The organism is Cocleimonas flava, assembly GCF_004339015.1.
GTDB lineage: Bacteria > Pseudomonadota > Gammaproteobacteria > Thiotrichales > Thiotrichaceae > Cocleimonas > Cocleimonas flava.
The window spans coordinates 1,030,501-1,047,896 of sequence record NZ_SMFQ01000002.1; the positions used below are offsets into that span (position 1 = coordinate 1,030,501).

At 41.0% G+C, this 17,396-nt stretch carries 17 protein-coding genes; 10 read left to right on the forward strand and 7 right to left on the reverse strand.

Annotated elements, in window-relative coordinates; all coding sequences use genetic code 11:
- Positions 1 to 62: 62 nt before the first annotated feature.
- The 7 genes from EV695_RS04720 to urtA all read right to left on the reverse strand — a co-directional run bounded on the left by EV695_RS04720 (position 63) and on the right by urtA (position 6,808).
- Positions 63 to 416 (reverse strand): zinc ribbon domain-containing protein, encoded by a 354-nt coding sequence (locus EV695_RS04720; RefSeq protein WP_131904742.1) that lies wholly within the window; start codon positions 414 to 416, stop codon positions 63 to 65.
- 19 nt (positions 417 to 435) lie between these two features.
- Complete coding sequence (gene fmdA / locus EV695_RS04725) at positions 436 to 1,668, reverse strand: formamidase (RefSeq protein WP_131904743.1); 1,233 nt, start codon at positions 1,666 to 1,668, stop codon at positions 436 to 438.
- A gap of 74 nt (positions 1,669 to 1,742) precedes the next feature.
- A complete protein-coding gene (gene urtE, locus EV695_RS04730; RefSeq protein WP_131904744.1) occupies positions 1,743 to 2,432 on the reverse strand; it encodes an urea ABC transporter ATP-binding subunit UrtE in 690 nt (229 codons plus the stop codon).
- Between the two features lie 54 nt (positions 2,433 to 2,486).
- Positions 2,487 to 3,233 carry an urea ABC transporter ATP-binding protein UrtD gene (gene urtD / locus EV695_RS04735; RefSeq protein WP_131904745.1) on the reverse strand — a complete coding sequence of 249 codons (747 nt, stop codon included), beginning with the start codon at positions 3,231 to 3,233 and terminating at the stop codon, positions 2,487 to 2,489.
- A gap of 57 nt (positions 3,234 to 3,290) precedes the next feature.
- Positions 3,291 to 4,442, reverse strand: a complete 1,152-nt coding sequence (urtC, locus tag EV695_RS04740) for an urea ABC transporter permease subunit UrtC (protein ID WP_131904746.1) — start codon at positions 4,440 to 4,442, stop codon at positions 3,291 to 3,293.
- A gap of 50 nt (positions 4,443 to 4,492) precedes the next feature.
- The gene (gene urtB / locus EV695_RS04745; protein ID WP_131904747.1) at positions 4,493 to 5,416 is read right to left on the reverse strand and encodes an urea ABC transporter permease subunit UrtB; all 924 of its coding nucleotides are present in this window, start codon (positions 5,414 to 5,416) and stop codon (positions 4,493 to 4,495) included.
- Positions 5,417 to 5,545: 129 nt separating this feature from the next.
- Positions 5,546 to 6,808, reverse strand: coding sequence for an urea ABC transporter substrate-binding protein (gene urtA, locus EV695_RS04750; protein ID WP_131904748.1), 1,263 nt, complete (start codon positions 6,806 to 6,808; stop codon positions 5,546 to 5,548).
- Between the two features lie 235 nt (positions 6,809 to 7,043).
- On the opposite strand from urtA, the gene EV695_RS04755 reads away from it, so the two are divergent.
- The 10 genes from EV695_RS04755 (at position 7,044) to ureG (ending at position 17,117) form a co-directional block, all read left to right on the forward strand.
- Positions 7,044 to 10,454, forward strand: coding sequence for a hybrid sensor histidine kinase/response regulator (locus EV695_RS04755; protein WP_131904749.1), 3,411 nt, complete (start codon positions 7,044 to 7,046; stop codon positions 10,452 to 10,454).
- Positions 10,451 to 11,359 (forward strand): response regulator transcription factor, encoded by a 909-nt coding sequence (locus EV695_RS04760; RefSeq protein ID WP_131904750.1) that lies wholly within the window; start codon positions 10,451 to 10,453, stop codon positions 11,357 to 11,359. The genes EV695_RS04755 and EV695_RS04760 overlap by 4 nt, the downstream gene beginning before the upstream one ends.
- Before the next feature lie 264 nt (positions 11,360 to 11,623).
- Entirely contained in the window at positions 11,624 to 11,836 is a 213-nt protein-coding gene (locus EV695_RS04765; protein ID WP_131904751.1) for a hypothetical protein, read from the forward strand.
- Between the two features lie 3 nt (positions 11,837 to 11,839).
- The gene (locus EV695_RS04770) at positions 11,840 to 12,727 is read left to right on the forward strand and encodes an urease accessory protein UreD (protein WP_243651471.1); all 888 of its coding nucleotides are present in this window, start codon (positions 11,840 to 11,842) and stop codon (positions 12,725 to 12,727) included.
- A 125-nt stretch (positions 12,728 to 12,852) separates the two neighbouring features.
- On the forward strand, positions 12,853 to 13,155 hold the full coding sequence (gene ureA, locus EV695_RS04775) for an urease subunit gamma (protein WP_131904752.1): 303 nt from the start codon (positions 12,853 to 12,855) through the stop codon (positions 13,153 to 13,155).
- Between the two features lie 18 nt (positions 13,156 to 13,173).
- Positions 13,174 to 13,479, forward strand: a complete 306-nt coding sequence (locus tag EV695_RS04780) for an urease subunit beta (protein WP_131904753.1) — start codon at positions 13,174 to 13,176, stop codon at positions 13,477 to 13,479.
- A 42-nt stretch (positions 13,480 to 13,521) separates the two neighbouring features.
- The gene (gene ureC, locus EV695_RS04785) at positions 13,522 to 15,225 is read left to right on the forward strand and encodes an urease subunit alpha (protein WP_131904754.1); all 1,704 of its coding nucleotides are present in this window, start codon (positions 13,522 to 13,524) and stop codon (positions 15,223 to 15,225) included.
- Between the two features lie 25 nt (positions 15,226 to 15,250).
- Positions 15,251 to 15,778: an urease accessory protein UreE gene (ureE, locus tag EV695_RS04790; RefSeq protein ID WP_131904755.1), complete on the forward strand. Its 528-nt coding sequence runs from the start codon at positions 15,251 to 15,253 to the stop codon at positions 15,776 to 15,778.
- Entirely contained in the window at positions 15,747 to 16,448 is a 702-nt protein-coding gene (locus EV695_RS04795) for an urease accessory protein UreF (protein ID WP_131904756.1), read from the forward strand. Before ureE ends, EV695_RS04795 begins: the two co-directional genes overlap by 32 nt.
- Positions 16,449 to 16,493: 45 nt before the next feature.
- A complete protein-coding gene (ureG, locus tag EV695_RS04800) occupies positions 16,494 to 17,117 on the forward strand; it encodes an urease accessory protein UreG (RefSeq protein WP_131904757.1) in 624 nt (207 codons plus the stop codon).
- The last annotated feature ends 279 nt before the right edge of the window (positions 17,118 to 17,396 follow it).

The window sequence follows — 17,396 nt, forward strand, 5'->3', positions numbered from 1 at the left end:
TCTGTATAAACGTATATGTATTCCAACCAGCCCTAATCGATTATTGAGTTCTGACTACTGCTTTAATGACTGATCATCCAAGGTCGCATAGAAGGAAACATCTTGTTACCTTCAGCCGTATACATAAGGTTGCTCGCTCGTTTTTTGTGTTCGCAACCGCAACCACTTTTAAGCATTTCGGCATTTTCTGCGCGTGAATCAACCGTTGAATGTTGAGGCTCATGTTGAGCCTTCTCATTCTTTTCCATCGCTTGTTTTTTCTCTTTAGGCATTTCAAAAAGTGCAGGCGACATGATAATCACGCGTGGTGATAACGTTTGACACTCAGGACAACAAGCTGGCTTTGCATGGTCTTCCATACTTGCAAGCTCATAGAACAAACCGTGTTCAGAACATTTATAATCGTAAACTGGCATTGTTATTCTCCTTTAGCTGTTAGTCTTCATCCGGTGCAATAGGCATATCAATACTGCCATCAAGGTATTTTGTTGGGCCATCTGCACTTGGATTAATGTCGAAATCAAAGATGTCGGTAGGCAACCACAGAGTGGCACAGGAGTTGGGCACATCGACCACACCACTGATATGGCCCTGCACTGGTGCAGTTCCCAGAAGTGAGTATGCTTGTGCGCCTGAGTAACCAAACTTTTTCAGGTATTCGATAGCATTCAAACAAGCCTGTCTGTAGGCAACCTGCACATCTAGGTAATGCTGTTCGCCTTCTTCATCGACAGAGATGCCTTCAAAGATTAGGTAATCTTCATATTTTGGAGCAATAGGACTTGGTTTGAAAATAGGGTTTTTAATACCGTAAGCTTCCATACCGTTTTTAACCAGATTTACACGCATGTGAATCCAGCCCGCCATTTCGATTGCACCACAGAATGTGATTTCGCCATCACCCTGACTGAAATGAAGGTCGCCTACTGAAAGTCCGCCGCCTTTTACATAAACCGGGAAGTAAACTTTTGAGCCACGAGATAAATCTTTAATATCACAGTTACCGCCATGTTCACGTGGAGGTACGGTTCTAGCCGCTTCTGCAGCCGCTGCTTTAGCGTCGTCTTTAGACATACGTCCCATGTGTGCTGTATCTACATAAGGAAGTGTAGCGAGTGGCGGTACTCTGTCTGGGTCTGTCGCCACTAATGCTGATTCACGCTTATTCCACTCATCAAGTAGTTCCTGTGATGGCAGACAACCAATTAAGCCAGGGTGTATAAGACCTGCAAATTCTACGCCTGGGATATGACGTGAGCTGGTGAACATACCTTTAAAATCCCAGATAGATTTTTGTGCGTCTGGGTAATGCTCTGTTAAGAAGCCACCGCCATTTTGTTTAGAGAAGAAACCGTTAAAGCCCCATTGGCTATCATCAAAAGTACCGATATCAAGTATATCTACAACTAGCAAATCACCAGGTTCTGCACCTTCAACACCGACAGGACCAGATAGGAAATGTACTTGCGTTAAATCGACGTCTCTAACATCGGCAGCATCATCGTCATTTTTTATTTGTCCGCCAGTCCAGTCGATACATTCGATAATGAAATCATCGCCTGGTTTCACCGTTTCGACCATCGGAATATCTGGATGCCAACGATTATGAAGTTTGTCATTATCGTAAGCAGACTCGTTTAGGTTTACTTTAATAATTGTGTCTGTCATTTTAAACTCCTACTGTAATTACAGTGTTTGAAAATTTGTGGTTGTTGATAACGTTTAAATCTATCCAAATGGCTCTATACGGATAAATATTTCTTGATTTGCTCGGTGTTTACTTCATCTCTAAGATCCTCGTGTATAAAATTACCCTTATCGATAACGATGATGCGATCTGCGATTGCCATAGTGAAACTAAGCACCTGTTCTGAAACGATAATTGTGATATCACGCATCTTTTTAATTTCATTAAGAACGTTTGCGATATCTTTAATAATGGAAGGTTGAATACCTTCGGTTGGCTCATCTAGTAATAAGACTTTAGGGTTTGTGACAAGTGCTCTCGCAATAGCTAATTGTTGCTGCTGTCCACCAGAAAGGTTTCCACCTTTACGTTTTCGCATATCTTGTAATACAGGGAATAGGGCATAGATATCATCTGGGATTCTCTTTAATTTCGAGACTTCCATTCCTGTTTCTATATTTTCTTGAACGGTCAGTGAAGGAAAAATCATTCTGCCTTGAGGGACGTAGGCAATACCGTTTTCGACTCTTTTGTAACTGTCTGTATTCGTAACATTTATACCATCGATACTAATTTGACCGTCGGTGGAATCAAGAATGCCAATCAAGGATTTAAACAGCGTGGTTTTACCCATTCCATTGCGGCCCATAATTGCTAATGTTTCATTTTTTGGGACAGTAAAATCCAGGCCATGTATGACCTCACTTTGACCGTAGCTAACTTTTAAGTTTGAGACGTCTAGCATCTGAATACCTTCGTTATTTGGTTAATAGTTGTTTGATTAATAGTTATTTAGGTCTTAGTGACCAAGATATACTTCAATAACTTTTGGATCGTTTTGTACTTCTTCCATATTTCCGGCCGCTAGTATTTTGCCTTGGTGTAAAACGGTTACCTTATGCGCTATACGCTCAACAAACTCCATGTCGTGTTCTATAACGAGAACAGAACGACCTTTACTAATTTTGTTCAAAAGTTCTGCGGTTTGTTCTCTCTCTTTTACACTCATGCCGGCTACAGGCTCATCGAGCATTAATAATTGAGGGTCCTGAATAAGTAACATGCCGATTTCAAGCCATTGCTTTTGGCCATGACTTAATAATCCAGCTTCAGTATCTAAGTCATCTTGCAGCATGATTTCACTGGCTGTTTGATTGATCTTTTCAAGAACTTCGGAGGATCGTTTAAACATCAATGAGCCAGCAACAGTTCGACCATAAGGGTAAGAAATTTCGAGGTTTTCCAGGACGGTTAAATTTTCATATATCGATGGTGTTTGAAATTTACGTCCAACCCCCGCCCTTACAATTTCATGTTCAGACATTTTAGTAAGCTCCTCATTTAGGAACTTAATACTGCCCGAGGTTGATTTGGTTTTACCGCAAATCAAATCTAGAACGGTAGTCTTACCTGCCCCATTGGGTCCAATGACTACGTGGAGCTCATTTTGATCAAGATAAAAATTCAAGCTATCTACCGCTTTGAAACCATCAAATGAAACGGTGAGATCTTCTATTGCTAAAGTAAAATCAGTATTTGAATTCATTTATTACTCCAGAAAGTAATGTATAAAAAGTAATGTCAATCAGGGTGTACATGAGATTTAAGCTGCACTCTCATCAGACTTCTTTTCAACAATTTCGGGTGAGTCTTCTTTTGTTTTTTTAGATTTTGAAAATCTATCGGTAATGTAGTGTCCGTAGTCATCCCAAAGCCCTGCTAAACCATTCGGGAAGAACATAACGACAGAGATGAATAAGCCACCCATCAAAAACAGCCATAATTCAGGAAATGATTCAGAGAAGGCGGTCTTACCGAAGTTAATTAATAAGGTTCCGTAGACTGCACCTATGAGTGACATTCTGCCACCAACTGCGGCAAAGATGACCATCTCAATCGAAGGAACGATGCCAACAAAAGAAGGGGACATGAAGCCCACCTGCAGTGTGAACATCGCGCCGCCGATCGATGAAATTAAGGCAGAAAAACAGAAAATGAATATTTTAAAATTGGAAACGTCGTAGCCAGAGAAACGCACACGATCTTCCTTATCTCTAATGGCTAACAGCAAGCTACCAAACTTACTCGTTAGAATAAGTCTTGAGAGTAAAATAACTCCTAACAGCAACGCTACATTGATGAAGTAGAAGATGTACTTTGCACTATCAGTCGTGATGTCCCAGCCGTTTAAGGTACGTAAATCTGTAATACCATTAATACCGCCTGTATATCCTTGCTGACCCACAATTAATATTGTCAAAATTACTGCTATAACTTGCGTAATTATCGCAAAATAAACCCCACCAACACGGCGTTTAAACATTGCTGCACCGATAATGTAAGCAAAAGCGGCAGGTAATATCAGGATGGCTAAAATGGTTAATGTAAGACTGTTGAAAGGCTCCCAAAACCAAGGTAGTGAAGTTAACTGGTTCCAATCCATGAAATCAGGAATACCAGGGGTAGATTGGATTTTAGTGTTCTCTACAGATGAAGCTTCAAGCTTCAAAAACATGGCCATGCCATAGCCACCTAAGCCAAAGAAAACACCTTGTCCTAAGCTTAATATTCCACCGTAACCCCAAAGAAGAACAAGGCTGACTGCAGGGAATGCATAAGTAAGGTATTTGCCCACTAAATTAAGACGAAAAATATCTAAAAATAAAGGGAAGATAACAAGTATCAAGGTCGCTAAGATCAGAAACCCTGTGAGACCTTTTTTGCCTCCCATCATTTTTTCATATACAAAGTTCATACTATCTCCAGAATAAATATAAGTTTTTCTATGGTTTATAGTTAATAGTTTTAACGACGAACCTTGCTCGCGAATAAACCTTCAGGCTTAAACATTAAGATCAAGACAAGTGCAAATAAGGTGTATACCTTTGCCATTGATCCACTGATAAAGAATTCTAATATTGATTGTGCTTGAGCGATGCTAAAGGCCGATACGATTGTGCCGATCAAGCTTGCTGCACCACCAAATACAACTACCATAAATGTATCAACGATATACAAAGTGCCGGTTGTTGGGCCTGTTGAAGCTATGGTTGTAAAAGCTGCTCCTGCGATGCCTGCTATTCCACAACCTAACGCAAAGGTATATCTATCTACTTTTTTAGTATTTATACCGACAGCACCACTCATTACTCGATTTTGAGTAGTTGCTCTTACACGTAATCCCCAGCTTGATTTGTACAGTAAGTAGAAAACACCTAAAGTTACAACGGCAGTTAAAGCTAGAACAAACATGCCATTTAAAGGAATATCAATAGTCTCTGTTGGCTGGTAAGAACCTAATAACCAGTCAGGTAAAGTTGGGCTTACTTCTCTTGCTCCGAAAAGAGTTCGGAATGATTGCTGCATAATTAAGCTTAAACCCCAGGTTGCAAGGAGAGTATCTAGAGGTCTTTTGTATAGATGCCGTATCAAGACAAATTCAGCTAAGTAGCCTAAAATTCCTGCAACAAAGAAGGCGACCACGATTGCAAAAATAAAGTAATAAGGCATGAAACTAGGAAAATAAGTTTCTGTAAGTGAAGACATAAAATAGGTCGTATATGCGCCAACAGCCATGAATTCACCATGAGCCATGTTAATAACGCCCATTTGACCAAATATAATTGCCAGGCCAAGTGCCATTAATAGAAGTACGCTGAATAAACTAATACCAGCAAATCCTTGCATTGCGAATATAGAAACCAACTCGCTAGATGTGTAATCGCCCATTTGATAATCTCCGTATTAAATAGAACTTTTTTGTGTTGCAAATAATGCTTACTTGTAAATGGTCTATCGACTTTCTAAGAAGTGAGTAATGCGGGTTTATACCCACATTACTCTGTTTCAACTTAAAGCTTATTGATAACCAGCTGGGAATGGATCTGGTTCAATTAACTCAGATGTGTAAACAACTGTTGCTTGACCGTCTTTCTTCCATTGGCCAACACGAGCTTTACTCCATAAGTGATGGTTCTTATGTAACTTCACATAACCTTCTGGTGCAGTCGTTAATTCAATATCGCCTTTTTCAGATTCTGCTACGACTTTATCAACATCAAATGATCCCGCTCTTTCAACCGCAGCTTTCCATAACCAAGGACCTAAGTAAGCAGCTTGAGTTACATCACCTATTACACTATCGTCACCCCACATTTCCTTAAACGCAGCAACAAATTTCTTGTTGTTTTCGTTATCCTGACTTTGGAAATACTTCATGATTGAGTAGAAACCTTCAAGGTTTTCACCACCGATACCCAATACTTCATCTTCTGTAACTGAGATTGTTAACAGTGTTTGTTTCTTAGAGGTGATACCTGCAGCTTTTAGCTGTTTGAACCATGCAACGTTACTTCCGCCAACGACAGCAGCGTAGATAACGTCAGGCTTTTTCAAACGGATTTTGTTGATTACAGAACCGAATTGAGTATCGCCAAGAGGCTTGTATTCTTCACCAACAACCTTTCCACCTAATACTTTTTCAATGTGCTTACGCGCTATTTTCATTGAGGTTCTTGGCCAGATATAGTCAGAACCGATCAGGTAGAACGTTTTTGCTTTCTTTTCTTTTGCTACCCAGTTAAGTCCATCGAGGATTTGTTGAGTTGCTTCCTGACCTGTGTAGATAACGTTTTTAGACTGTTCCAGACCTTCGTAGAAAGTTGGGTAGTAGAGAAGTCCATTTTCTTTTTCAAATACAGGTAAAACAGCCTTACGAGAAGCCGAAGTCCAGGCGCCAAATACTGCAGCTACTTTATCTTGAACTAATAATTTACGACTTTTTTCAGCAAATGTAGGCCAGTCACTAGCTCCATCTTCCTGAATCACTTCTATTTTGCGGCCTAAAATACCGCCCATATCGTTTATTTGTTTGATCGCAAGTTTTTCAGCTTCCTGAGCACCTGTTTCACTGATAGCCATTGTTCCAGTAAGTGAATGCAGTATTCCTACTGTTACTGTGTCATCCGTTACAGCTAAACCAGTAGTGCTTATTTCTGACGTTGGTGGTGTTGCCGCAATACAAGATGTAGATAAGAAAATAGCGGCAGGTAATGCCATAAATCCTTTTAATATATGTCGGCGCAATTCATTGTGCCTTTTGGAGAAACCTGAATACTTCATGTTTTTACCTCTTTAATAAAATGGAAGTTGCTTGACTGTCATTGTCCAGCGAAAGTATCCGTATCTAGAGGGTTTCTGTGAATTCGCCATTCGCACCAGTGAGGTACGTCATTTGACGCATATCCTTTGGCATGAAACTTGTATACCGATAGTAGAGGCTGTCTTTATATGATCCGAACTGGATTAAATAGGGATGTTAATCCTGATTAAATAGTTTGGTTTGAGTGACATTGGTATGAATGAACAGCATGTTTCAAAATTCAGAAGAAAATACAATCGTTTGGCTGCCAACCAGACGATGGAAGATTATGCGTTACGTTTTACCGCAAAAAGCGGACGTTTATGGTCGGTGTCACGTGTCTCTAACACTGCTTTGGGGGCTATCTCTTTTCTGGCGTTAGAAGCCATTGGTGGTGCGATTACTCTACGTTATGGTTTTGACAATACCGTGATCGCGGTGATGGTCGTTTCACTTATTATATTTCTTACAAGTTTGCCAATTAGCTATTATGCGGCGCGCTATGGTGTAGACATTGATTTACTTACCAGAGGGGCAGGTTTTGGCTATATTGGTTCAACCATAACCTCGCTAATTTATGCCTCTTTTACCTTTATTTTCTTTGCCATAGAAGCCGCAATAATGTCGCTGGCACTGGAAATGCTATTCGATATACCGCTTAGCATTGCTTATCTGCTGAGCTCATTAATGGTCATACCGCTAGCGACTCACGGAATAACCTTTATCAGTCGTTTTCAATTATGGAGTCAGCCACTTTGGTTGGTATTACAAATACTCCCATTTGTTTTTATTCTTTATTATGAATGGTCTGCTGTTGAAGACTGGACAAACTATAAAGGAACCCTGGAACAGCAACAGAATACTACCGGCTTTAATCTGATCTTTTTTGGTGCGGCATCAGGCGTCATATTCTCGTTAATCGCACAAATAGGAGAACAAGTTGATTTTTTACGTTTTTTACCTGAGAAGAATGCATCGAATAGTCGCCGTTGGTGGTTAGCTCTTATCTCTGCTGGACCTGGGTGGATTATAGTCGGAGCGATTAAAATCCTAGCTGGTTCATTTCTGGTGGTGCTTGCTATAAACCATGGAATACCGGAGGAACTTGCTGATAATCCAACTCAAATGTACTTAATTGCGTTTAGTTTTTTAACAGACTCCCCAAACGTGGTTTTAGCACTAACCGGTATCTTCGTTATTATCAGCCAATTAAAAATTAACGTAACAAATGCTTATGCAGGGTCTATTGCCTGGTCAAACTTCTTCTCTCGTTTAACTCACAGTCATCCTGGGCGAGTTGTCTGGCTGGTTTTCAACGTAACAATAGCTTTGCTACTGATGGAGCTGGGTATATATGAAGCGCTAGAGCATATACTCGGCGTTTACGCCAATGTGGCGGTAGCGTGGGTAGGAGCACTAGTCGCAGATTTAGTCATTAACAAACCACTTGGTTATAGCCCGAAGCACATAGAATTCAAGCGTGCACATTTATACGATATTAATCCGGTTGGTTTTGGTGCAATGCTTATTGCTTCAGTTGCTGGTATCGTCTCTTATACTGGGGTATTTGGTGAATTAGCTCATGCTTTGTCACCTTATATTTCTTTGGTAACAGCATTTATAGTGTCTCCGATCATTGCAATCTATACCAAAGGGAAATACTACATAGCGCGTAAATCAAATCTACAAAAAACATCAACAAGAATCTTGACCTGTACTGTTTGTCAAAATGATTTTGAGACAGAGGATATGACCTCATGCCCAGCTTACGGAGGAGCTATTTGTTCTTTATGCTGCTCATTAGACGGGCGCTGTCATGATCAATGTAAGGCTGGTGCTAGATTTAATGATCAACTGAAATTATTTATCAATAGCATTTTGCCGCATAATATTGCCGCTAAAATTGATAATAGATTGCTGCAATTTGTATTCTTGCTTAGTTTGATTTCTTCTTTGATAGCAACGGTTTTCTGGCTTGTTTATCAACAGGTTCCTAATGAGAATATAGAGGCAAACGAATTAATTACATCAGCGATGAAGAATGTATTTGTTCTGCTAATGATCATTGTGGGTGTATTAGTTTGGTTATTTGTATTAGCGACAGAAAGCCGACAATTTGCACTAGAAGAATCGCAACGCCAAACGCATTTGCTGAGCAAAGAGATAAAAGCTCACGGACAGACAGGACAAGCACTGCAAGAGGCAATGAAAACGGCAGATTCAGCCAATCTGGCCAAAAGCAGATACCTTATCGGTATCAGTCATGAATTAAGAAGCCCTTTAAATACAATACTAGGTTACACGCAGTTATTAGAGAAAGATCAACGCTTGCTCGAAGATCAGGAAGCCAAGCTGACATTGATTCATCGTAGTGGCGAGCATCTAAACGATTTGATCGAAGGTATGCTGGATATATCCCGAATTGAAGCAGGTCGAATCGAATTGCGACGCGATCAACTGCCGTTAAAAATGTTAGTAGATGATTTGGCAGAGATGTTTAGCATGCAGGCGGATGCTAAAGATTTGACGTTTGAATATGACGTCACGAATCAGATCCCTGATGTTGTCATTGGGGATGAAAAGCGCTTGAGACAGATACTCATCAACCTGCTTTCGAACGCAATAAAATACACCCAAAGTGGGGGGGTGACTTTTTCGGTTATCTATCGCAATCAAGTGGCTAAATTTATAATTTCAGATACCGGGGTGGGAATTGGAACGGAAGATAAAGAACTTATTTTTCAACCTTTTGAAAGAATCCGCACTCTTGATTCTCCACAAATTCCAGGTGTCGGTTTAGGGCTAACGATTAGCAAATTTTTTGCCGAAATAATGGGGGGCGAAATCACCCTGCAAAGCGAACACGGCAAAGGCAGTAGTTTTCAATTATCCCTGATGTTGCCGAATGTTTCAGAGCCTACTTTACGCACCGAAGTTATCAGGCGCATAGCGTCTTATGAAGGTAGTAAAAAAACCATCATGGTGGTCGATGATGAACCTTCACATCGTGGTCTAATCAGTGAAATTCTATTACCGCTTAATTTTGACGTTTTAGAGGCTTCTGACGCTTATAACTGTTTAGAAGGTTTGGAGGATAAAAACGTCGATTTGTTTCTGCTCGACATCTCTATGCCAGGCATGAATGGGTGGCAATTAGTGAAAGTTCTGCGAAATAGAGGCATAAAAACCCCCATTATTATGGTATCTGCTGATGCTTTTGAAAGCCCTGAAAACAATCCTAAAAATCAGGATGTTGATGCTGATAAGAGGCTGCACAATGATTATTTAACCAAACCTATTAATGATAATTTGCTGCTGGATAAAATCGCCAATGTGTTGGGTTTAAGGTGGACTTATGAAACCGAGAAAGGACTGCTTAAAAACAAAAAAACAGAACCTAAAGATAAACCAGACTTAACAACTCTATTCAGCGGGATTAAAAAAAGTGATTGTCATGAACTTATCTCAATGGCGGAAATAGGGTATATACAAGGTATCGAAAAAATATTAACACGCATGGATAAATTAGAAAGTAATCAAGAACTTGTTAAACGGATTCGCAAATATGTGAAATGTTGTAAGTTTGCAAAAATTATTTCATTGGCTGAAAAAGGCTTAGATTCATGATTGAAAAAGAAACAAAAGGCATCGTATTAGTTGCCGATGATTCCGCGGAAGCGCTGGGTATGATCAATGAAGCATTGATCAATGAAGGTTATACAGTGCTGGTCGCAATGAATGGTGAACAAGCTATTTCAATAGCTAACCGCATGGTGCCCGACATTATTTTAATGGACATTATCATGCCGATAATGGATGGCGTAGAAGCCTGCAAAGAGCTAAAGAAAAATAGTGATTTAACGGATATACCCGTTATTTTTATGACGGGCTTAAGTGACAAAGATTATCTGTTTCAAAGCTTGGATGCGGGTGGGGTTGATTACATTAATAAACCCGTACAGTTCGATGAGTTATTGGCAAGAATCAAAGTACATTTAAGGAATTCAAAGTCGACACGAAGTGCTCACAAAGCATTGAATCAGATTGGTCAACTAGCATTTACCTGTGACGCAAACGCCAAAATAATATGGGCCACAAATACGGCGCAAAAGCTATTGGAAAGTGCCGGTATTAATACTGAAGAAAATTCTGAATTGATGTCTGAGCAAATCCGGTTTTGGCTATCCTCAAATCCAGAGAAGCATGGAAGCCTGTGGCTCAAAGATTTTGATAAACCGATTCAGGTGTGTTTTCTAGGAAGACCAGCACCCGGTGAATACTTACTCAGGCTGACTAATGATGATGAAATCAGTACACGCGAATTATTTTGCGAGCGCTTCTCCGTCACAGAGAGAGAATCAGAAGTATTGTTTTGGCTGGTACGGGGGAAAACCAATCGAGAAATTGGTCAAATATTATCAATGAGTCCAAGAACGGTTAATAAGCATCTAGAACCGATATTTAGAAAATTAGGTGTAGAAAACAGAACCTCGGCGACAGCCGTGTGTTTACGTTTTTTGAGCCATCATTAATATCATCTAACAATATTTGCACCACCAAGGTGCTAAAACTGCGGTTATTGCACCAAAACGATTAAATGTGACGCCGTTCTAACTCACCTAACTACCAAATTAGCTAATATTATTAGATCAACATTGGCATATAAACTGCATTAGGTGTTTAGAGTATTTCGTTCTGTCATGGTGTGTTGAATTTTGCACCATAAAAAGCTGACATTTTCGGCAAACAGTACGTTAACTTTTAAGAGCCATTTAAAATGCGTGAGGATATATGCTATGACTAAATTATTTCTAACAGTAATTACTGTGTTTTTAAGCCTGGGCTTTTCAGTCACAGCATCTGCTCATTCAGGGCACGAAAACGTTTCAGTAATGCATTTGATGTTTCATGCTGTAGTCACAGTAAGTATTTACCTGTCGCTAATGGCAGCTGGATTTTACGTAATTAAACGTTTACCTAAAGCGATAAAGCAACGAGTTAAGAAATAACAAGTGCCTGCAATTCAGCCATTAACAGAACAATCATCAAAGCCCTCAATTAAGCCCCAGACAAAACAGACGGATTCACAGGGCTGGAAGGCGCATTTGACTCTAGGGTTTGAGAAACGCTCTGGTAAATCTGTATTAGCGAGTCGAACGCAATGCGGACCTTTGACGGTACAACGCCCTTTCTATCCGGAAGGTGATGTTTGCCACTTGTACTTATTGCATCCACCGGGTGGTGTTGTTGGTGGGGATGAGCTGCATATCAATGTAGAAGCAGCTAAACAGGCTAATGCATTAATAACCACACCGGGTGCAACCAAGTTTTATCGTAATACAGGAAAATTGGCAAAACAGATTCAAATACTCACTGTTTTGAATGACTCATCACTGGAGTGGTTTCCTCAGGAAAATATATTTTTTGATGGAACCCACACGCAATTAACCACACGGATAGAACTAGAAGAATCAGCGCGTTTCATGGGGTGGGAAATTAATTGCTACGGAAGACCTGCATCAAAAGAATTGTTCAATAGTGGCAAGGTTGACACCAAACTTGAAATCACCAGAAATGGAGAACCGTTGTTACTTGATCGCTTAAAAATTATTAACAATGACGCATTACAAAGCCCTGCCAGTTTGGCCGGGTATCCTTGTTTCGGTACTTTTATTGCGACGCATGTTACGCCTCAATTACTCGAAAAAGCACGTGAGGCAATAACAGGCATCGGTGGCAATCAACAAGTCGGCATTACATTGCTCGATGATATTTTAGTAGCGCGTTGCCTTGGGCAATATGCAGAACAGATTTCGACAATACTTAAATTAATCTGGATGGCTCTTCGACCTGAAGTGATGGGAAGAGATGCCTGCCATCCAAGGATATGGGCTACATAAATGCTTTTCCTATTTATCAATAGTGTTCCTTCAACGTTAAGAAAAAGTGCTCAAAAGTGGGGGGGTGACTTTAATTCTAAAATTAAACACCTGTCCCAGTTACAGATTAAAAAGGTGGATTTAGAATGGATTTAACACCCAGAGAAAAAGACAAACTGCTTATTTTTACTGCGGCTTTACTTGCAGAAAGACGCAAAGATCGTGGCGTAAAACTCAACTACCCAGAAGCGATTGCTTTTATCAGCGCTGCCATTATGGAAGGCGCTCGTGATGGCAGAACGGTTGCTGAATTAATGAGTTTTGGGCAAACGCTTCTTACGCGTGATGATGTCATGGAAGGGATTCCAGAAATGATTCATGACGTGCAGGTAGAAGCGACTTTTCCTGATGGCACCAAGCTGGTGACCGTGCATAACCCAATCGTATAGGACTAGAGGAGCTTTAGAATGATTCCCGGAGAAATGATTGTAGCTGCTGGTGACATTGAATTAAATGTCGGTAGAAATTCGGTAACGGTAGAAGTTGCTAATAGTGGAGATCGTCCTATTCAAGTGGGCTCGCATTATCACTTTTACGAAACAAACCATGCACTGCTCTTTGACCGTGAAAAAACCAGAGGTTTTAGACTGGATATTGCTGCAGGTACAGCAGTTCGTTTTGAGCCTGGGCAAACACGTTCGGTAACGCTTGTTGAATATGCGGGTGACCGCAAGATTTATGGTTTCAATGCCGAAGTTATGGGAGCGCTTTGATGATTAAAAACAGTGGACGACTAAATACAGTTGAGGACTCTAATGAGTAAGATAAGCCGACAAGCCTACGCAGAAATGTACGGACCTACGACGGGTGATCGTTTACGTTTAGGTGATACAGAACTCTGGCTGGAGGTCGAAAAAGATCTCACAACCTATGGTGATGAAGTGAAATTTGGTGGCGGAAAAGTTATCCGCGACGGCATGGGTCAAAGCCAGCGAGTATCAGCAGAAGTTGCCGATACAGTAATAACTAATGCCCTGATAGTAGATCATTGGGGAATAATAAAAGCAGATATAGGTATCAAGAACGGTCGAATCTCAGGAATCGGCAAAGCAGGTAATCCTGATGTACAGCCCAATGTTGATATTATTGTAGGTCCGGGAACAGAAGCGATCGCAGGAGAAGGTTCAATAATCACTGCGGGTGGCATCGATGCACACATCCATTTCATTTGTCCGCAACAAATTGAAGAAGCACTAACGTCTGGCGTTACAACGATGCTGGGTGGAGGAACAGGACCAGCGACCGGAACCAACGCCACTACGTGTACCCCAGGCCCATGGAATATTCACCGCATGTTAGAAGCTGCGGAAGAATTCCCGATGAACTTAGGATTCATGGGTAAAGGGAATGCGAGTTTACCAGAAGCATTGGATGAGCAAGTTGAAGCTGGTGTGATGGGTCTAAAACTGCATGAAGATTGGGGAACAACACCTGCTTCAATCGATACCTGTTTATCTGTTGCAGAACGTCACGATATTCAAGTGGCGATACATACCGATACGCTCAATGAATCTGGATTTGTTGAAGACACGATTGCCGCTTTTAAAGAACGCACCATTCATACGTTTCATACGGAAGGTGCAGGCGGAGGTCACGCCCCTGATATCATCAAAGCATGTGGTGAACTAAATGTTTTACCATCATCAACAAATCCAACGCGTCCTTACACCATAAACACGGTTGATGAACATCTTGATATGCTGATGGTTTGTCATCACCTTGATCCAAGCATCGCTGAAGACGTGGCATTTGCTGAATCACGTATTCGTAGAGAAACAATTGCTGCTGAGGATATATTGCATGACTTGGGTGCGTTTTCGATGATTGCGTCTGATTCGCAAGCGATGGGGCGCGTCGGAGAAGTCATAAGCCGCACATGGCAAACTGCACATAAAATGAAAGTACAACGCGGAAGTCTCGACGGTGATCCCGCACAAAATGACAATAATCGTATTAAGCGCTATATCGCTAAATATACGATTAACCCTGCACTTTCTCATGGAATGTCCCATGAAATAGGTTCGATTGAAGTCGGTAAACTTGCTGATATCGTTTTGTGGAAACCAGCTTTTTTTGCCACTAAACCCAGCATGATTATCAAAGGCGGAATGATTGCATCAGCACCGATGGGTGATCCAAACGCTTCTATACCAACGCCCCAACCTGTGCATTATCGTCCCATGTTTGGTGCTTATGGTGGTGCGCGTTTAGCCACAAGAATGACCTTCCTTTCTAAAGCGAGCATCGATGCAGGTATAACCGACCAGCTCAATTTAAAGAGTTTGATTGGTGAGACCAAAGGCTGCCGTACGGTGAAGAAAACCGACATGATCCACAACAGCTATATGCCAAAAATCGAAGTCGATTCACAAACCTATGAAGTACGTGCCGATGGCAATTTATTAACTTGCGAGCCAGCTGATGTGTTGCCGCTTGCGCAGCGTTACTTCTTGTTTTAATGACTCGTTTGAGTATAAAAAGTAAATGATTAAATTCGAAAAAAAGATAGATAAAACAGACGCTACAGCTGAAACGACCTTAACGCTGGGAAAAGATCAGCGTGAAAAAAGCAGACTGAAAGTCACTCTGGATGATGGTCGCGATGGTGGTTTGTTTTTTGCCAAGGGCACCAGTTTTCAAGATGGAGATTTAATCATCAGCACCGATGGTGAAACCGTAGTAGAAATTAAAGCGGCGGCAGAAACAGTATCTACCGTGCATTGTGATGATCCATTGTTATTAGCAAAGGCGTGCTATCACCTTGGAAATCGACACATTCCGTTGCAGATTGATGCGACCGAATTGCGCTATCAGCATGATCATGTATTAGATGAAATGGTCAGAGGTTTAGGCTTGGAGGTGACCACTGAGCAGGCACCTTTCGAACCAGAATCTGGCGCATACAGTGGCGGCGGGCATCACCATCATGCGGATGATCACGCGCATGATCATAGCCATAAGCATGATCAAAGCCACGATCATGACCATAACCACAGTCATTCTCATGACTGATTCACATCTAAGCCTGCTTAAGCTGTTACAACTCAGCAGTCCAACGCTTCCTGTAGGTGCATTTGCATACTCGCAAGGCCTGGAATCAGCGATTGATTCAGGGATCATTAAAGACAGTAAAGCACTTCGCGTGTGGTTAACAGATTCGCTTGAGTTGAGTCTGAAACATGTCGATCTGCCGATTTTTTTTCGTCTATACCATGCTTGGCAAAATGAAGATTTGAATGTTGTGATGCAGTGGAATCAAATACTGCGTGCGCAAAGAGAAACAAACGAATTGCGCAGTGAGGATCATCACTTGGGACTTGCACTAGCAAGATTGCTAAAAGATCTGGATGTTACCGAAGCCAAAGCACTGCATAAAAGAAATGATCTTTGTTTCATCACATTATTCACCCTGGCGGCGAACAAATGGAACATAGATATCCAACAGGCGGCCAATGGTTTTGTCTGGTCGTGGCTGGATAATCAGATCGCTGCAGCGATTAAACTAGTGCCACTTGGTCAAACAGATGGACAGAAAGTGCTTTCTGATTTGCTGCCTAAGATCCCTAATATCGTTGAGCAGAGCACATTGATTGAAGATGATGATATTGGCGCATCGTTACCGATGATGGCAATTCTTAGTGCGCAGCATGAAACACAGTATTCAAGATTGTTCAGATCTTGAGTTATAAATTTTCTTGAAAGAATGAATAAATAAGGAAGAGTTTAAATGAGCAATGATCAAGTATTACGCGTTGGTGTTGGCGGCCCAGTAGGGTCAGGAAAAACAGCATTACTGCGTCAACTATGCAAAAGAATGCAGGACGATTACGACCTTGCCGTCGTCACTAATGATATTTACACCAAAGAAGATGCAGAGTTTTTACTTCGCCATAATGCGCTTGATGCCGATCGTATCATGGGCGTTGAAACAGGTGGTTGTCCACATACTGCGATTCGTGAGGATGCATCGATCAACTTGTCTGCTGTGGATACTATGTGTGATCGTTTCCCAGATCTTGATTTTGTGATTATCGAAAGCGGTGGAGATAACCTGAGTGCCACATTCAGCCCTGAATTGTCTGATCTAACAATCTATGTGATTGATGTTGCCGCCGGCGATAAGATTCCACGAAAAGGTGGTCCTGGCATAACCAAGTCTGATCTATTAATTATCAATAAAACCGATTTAGCGCCGATGGTGGGTGCTTCTCTGGAAGTCATGGATCAAGATACCAAACGTATGCGTGGCGATAAACCTTATCTTTTTACCAACTTGAAAGATGGTGAAAATGTTGAGGCAGTTATCGACTTTATTGTTGATAAAGGGATGTTAAAGCCTGTTAGTGACTGATGTTCTTTTGATAACTACTTAGATCTGATAATAAAAAAAACGGCCTATAAGTAGGGGGGTGGCTATGGTGTTAGCTATCCCTATATCTCGTTAATTCTTAATGGTATTCCTTGTTTTTAAAGCCCTTGTAATTATTTTTAAAATCCAATAATATGTATTAAATACACAAAATAACACAAAAGCACATAATTACCCAATCATCCAACAATGAGTCTCTCTTGATTGGGTCATATTGGAGGAGATAAACGAGTTTAGTTTGAAATCTGCGAATTTCACTGG

Excerpts from the sequence above, each read along its gene's own strand:
- EV695_RS04720 (WP_131904742.1), bottom strand. The coding sequence starts at position 416 with ATGCCAGTTTACGATTATAAATGTTCTGAACACGGTTTGTTCTATGAG.
- EV695_RS04765 (WP_131904751.1), top strand. The coding sequence starts at position 11,624 with ATGACTAAATTATTTCTAACAGTAATTACTGTGTTTTTAAGCCTGGGC.
- EV695_RS04795 (WP_131904756.1), top strand. The coding sequence starts at position 15,747 with ATGACCATAACCACAGTCATTCTCATGACTGATTCACATCTAAGCCTG.
- EV695_RS04780 (WP_131904753.1), top strand. The coding sequence starts at position 13,174 with ATGATTCCCGGAGAAATGATTGTAGCTGCTGGTGACATTGAATTAAAT.
- ureG (WP_131904757.1), top strand. The coding sequence starts at position 16,494 with ATGAGCAATGATCAAGTATTACGCGTTGGTGTTGGCGGCCCAGTAGGG.
- urtC (WP_131904746.1), bottom strand. The coding sequence starts at position 4,442 with ATGAACTTTGTATATGAAAAAATGATGGGAGGCAAAAAAGGTCTCACA.
- urtA (WP_131904748.1), bottom strand. The coding sequence starts at position 6,808 with ATGAAGTATTCAGGTTTCTCCAAAAGGCACAATGAATTGCGCCGACAT.
- EV695_RS04755 (WP_131904749.1), top strand. The coding sequence starts at position 7,044 with ATGAATGAACAGCATGTTTCAAAATTCAGAAGAAAATACAATCGTTTG.
- ureE (WP_131904755.1), top strand. The coding sequence starts at position 15,251 with ATGATTAAATTCGAAAAAAAGATAGATAAAACAGACGCTACAGCTGAA.
- ureA (WP_131904752.1), top strand. The coding sequence starts at position 12,853 with ATGGATTTAACACCCAGAGAAAAAGACAAACTGCTTATTTTTACTGCG.
- EV695_RS04760 (WP_131904750.1), top strand. The coding sequence starts at position 10,451 with ATGATTGAAAAAGAAACAAAAGGCATCGTATTAGTTGCCGATGATTCC.
- urtE (WP_131904744.1), bottom strand. The coding sequence starts at position 2,432 with ATGCTAGACGTCTCAAACTTAAAAGTTAGCTACGGTCAAAGTGAGGTC.
- urtD (WP_131904745.1), bottom strand. The coding sequence starts at position 3,233 with ATGAATTCAAATACTGATTTTACTTTAGCAATAGAAGATCTCACCGTT.
- fmdA (WP_131904743.1), bottom strand. The coding sequence starts at position 1,668 with ATGACAGACACAATTATTAAAGTAAACCTAAACGAGTCTGCTTACGAT.
- ureC (WP_131904754.1), top strand. The coding sequence starts at position 13,522 with ATGAGTAAGATAAGCCGACAAGCCTACGCAGAAATGTACGGACCTACG.
- urtB (WP_131904747.1), bottom strand. The coding sequence starts at position 5,416 with ATGGGCGATTACACATCTAGCGAGTTGGTTTCTATATTCGCAATGCAA.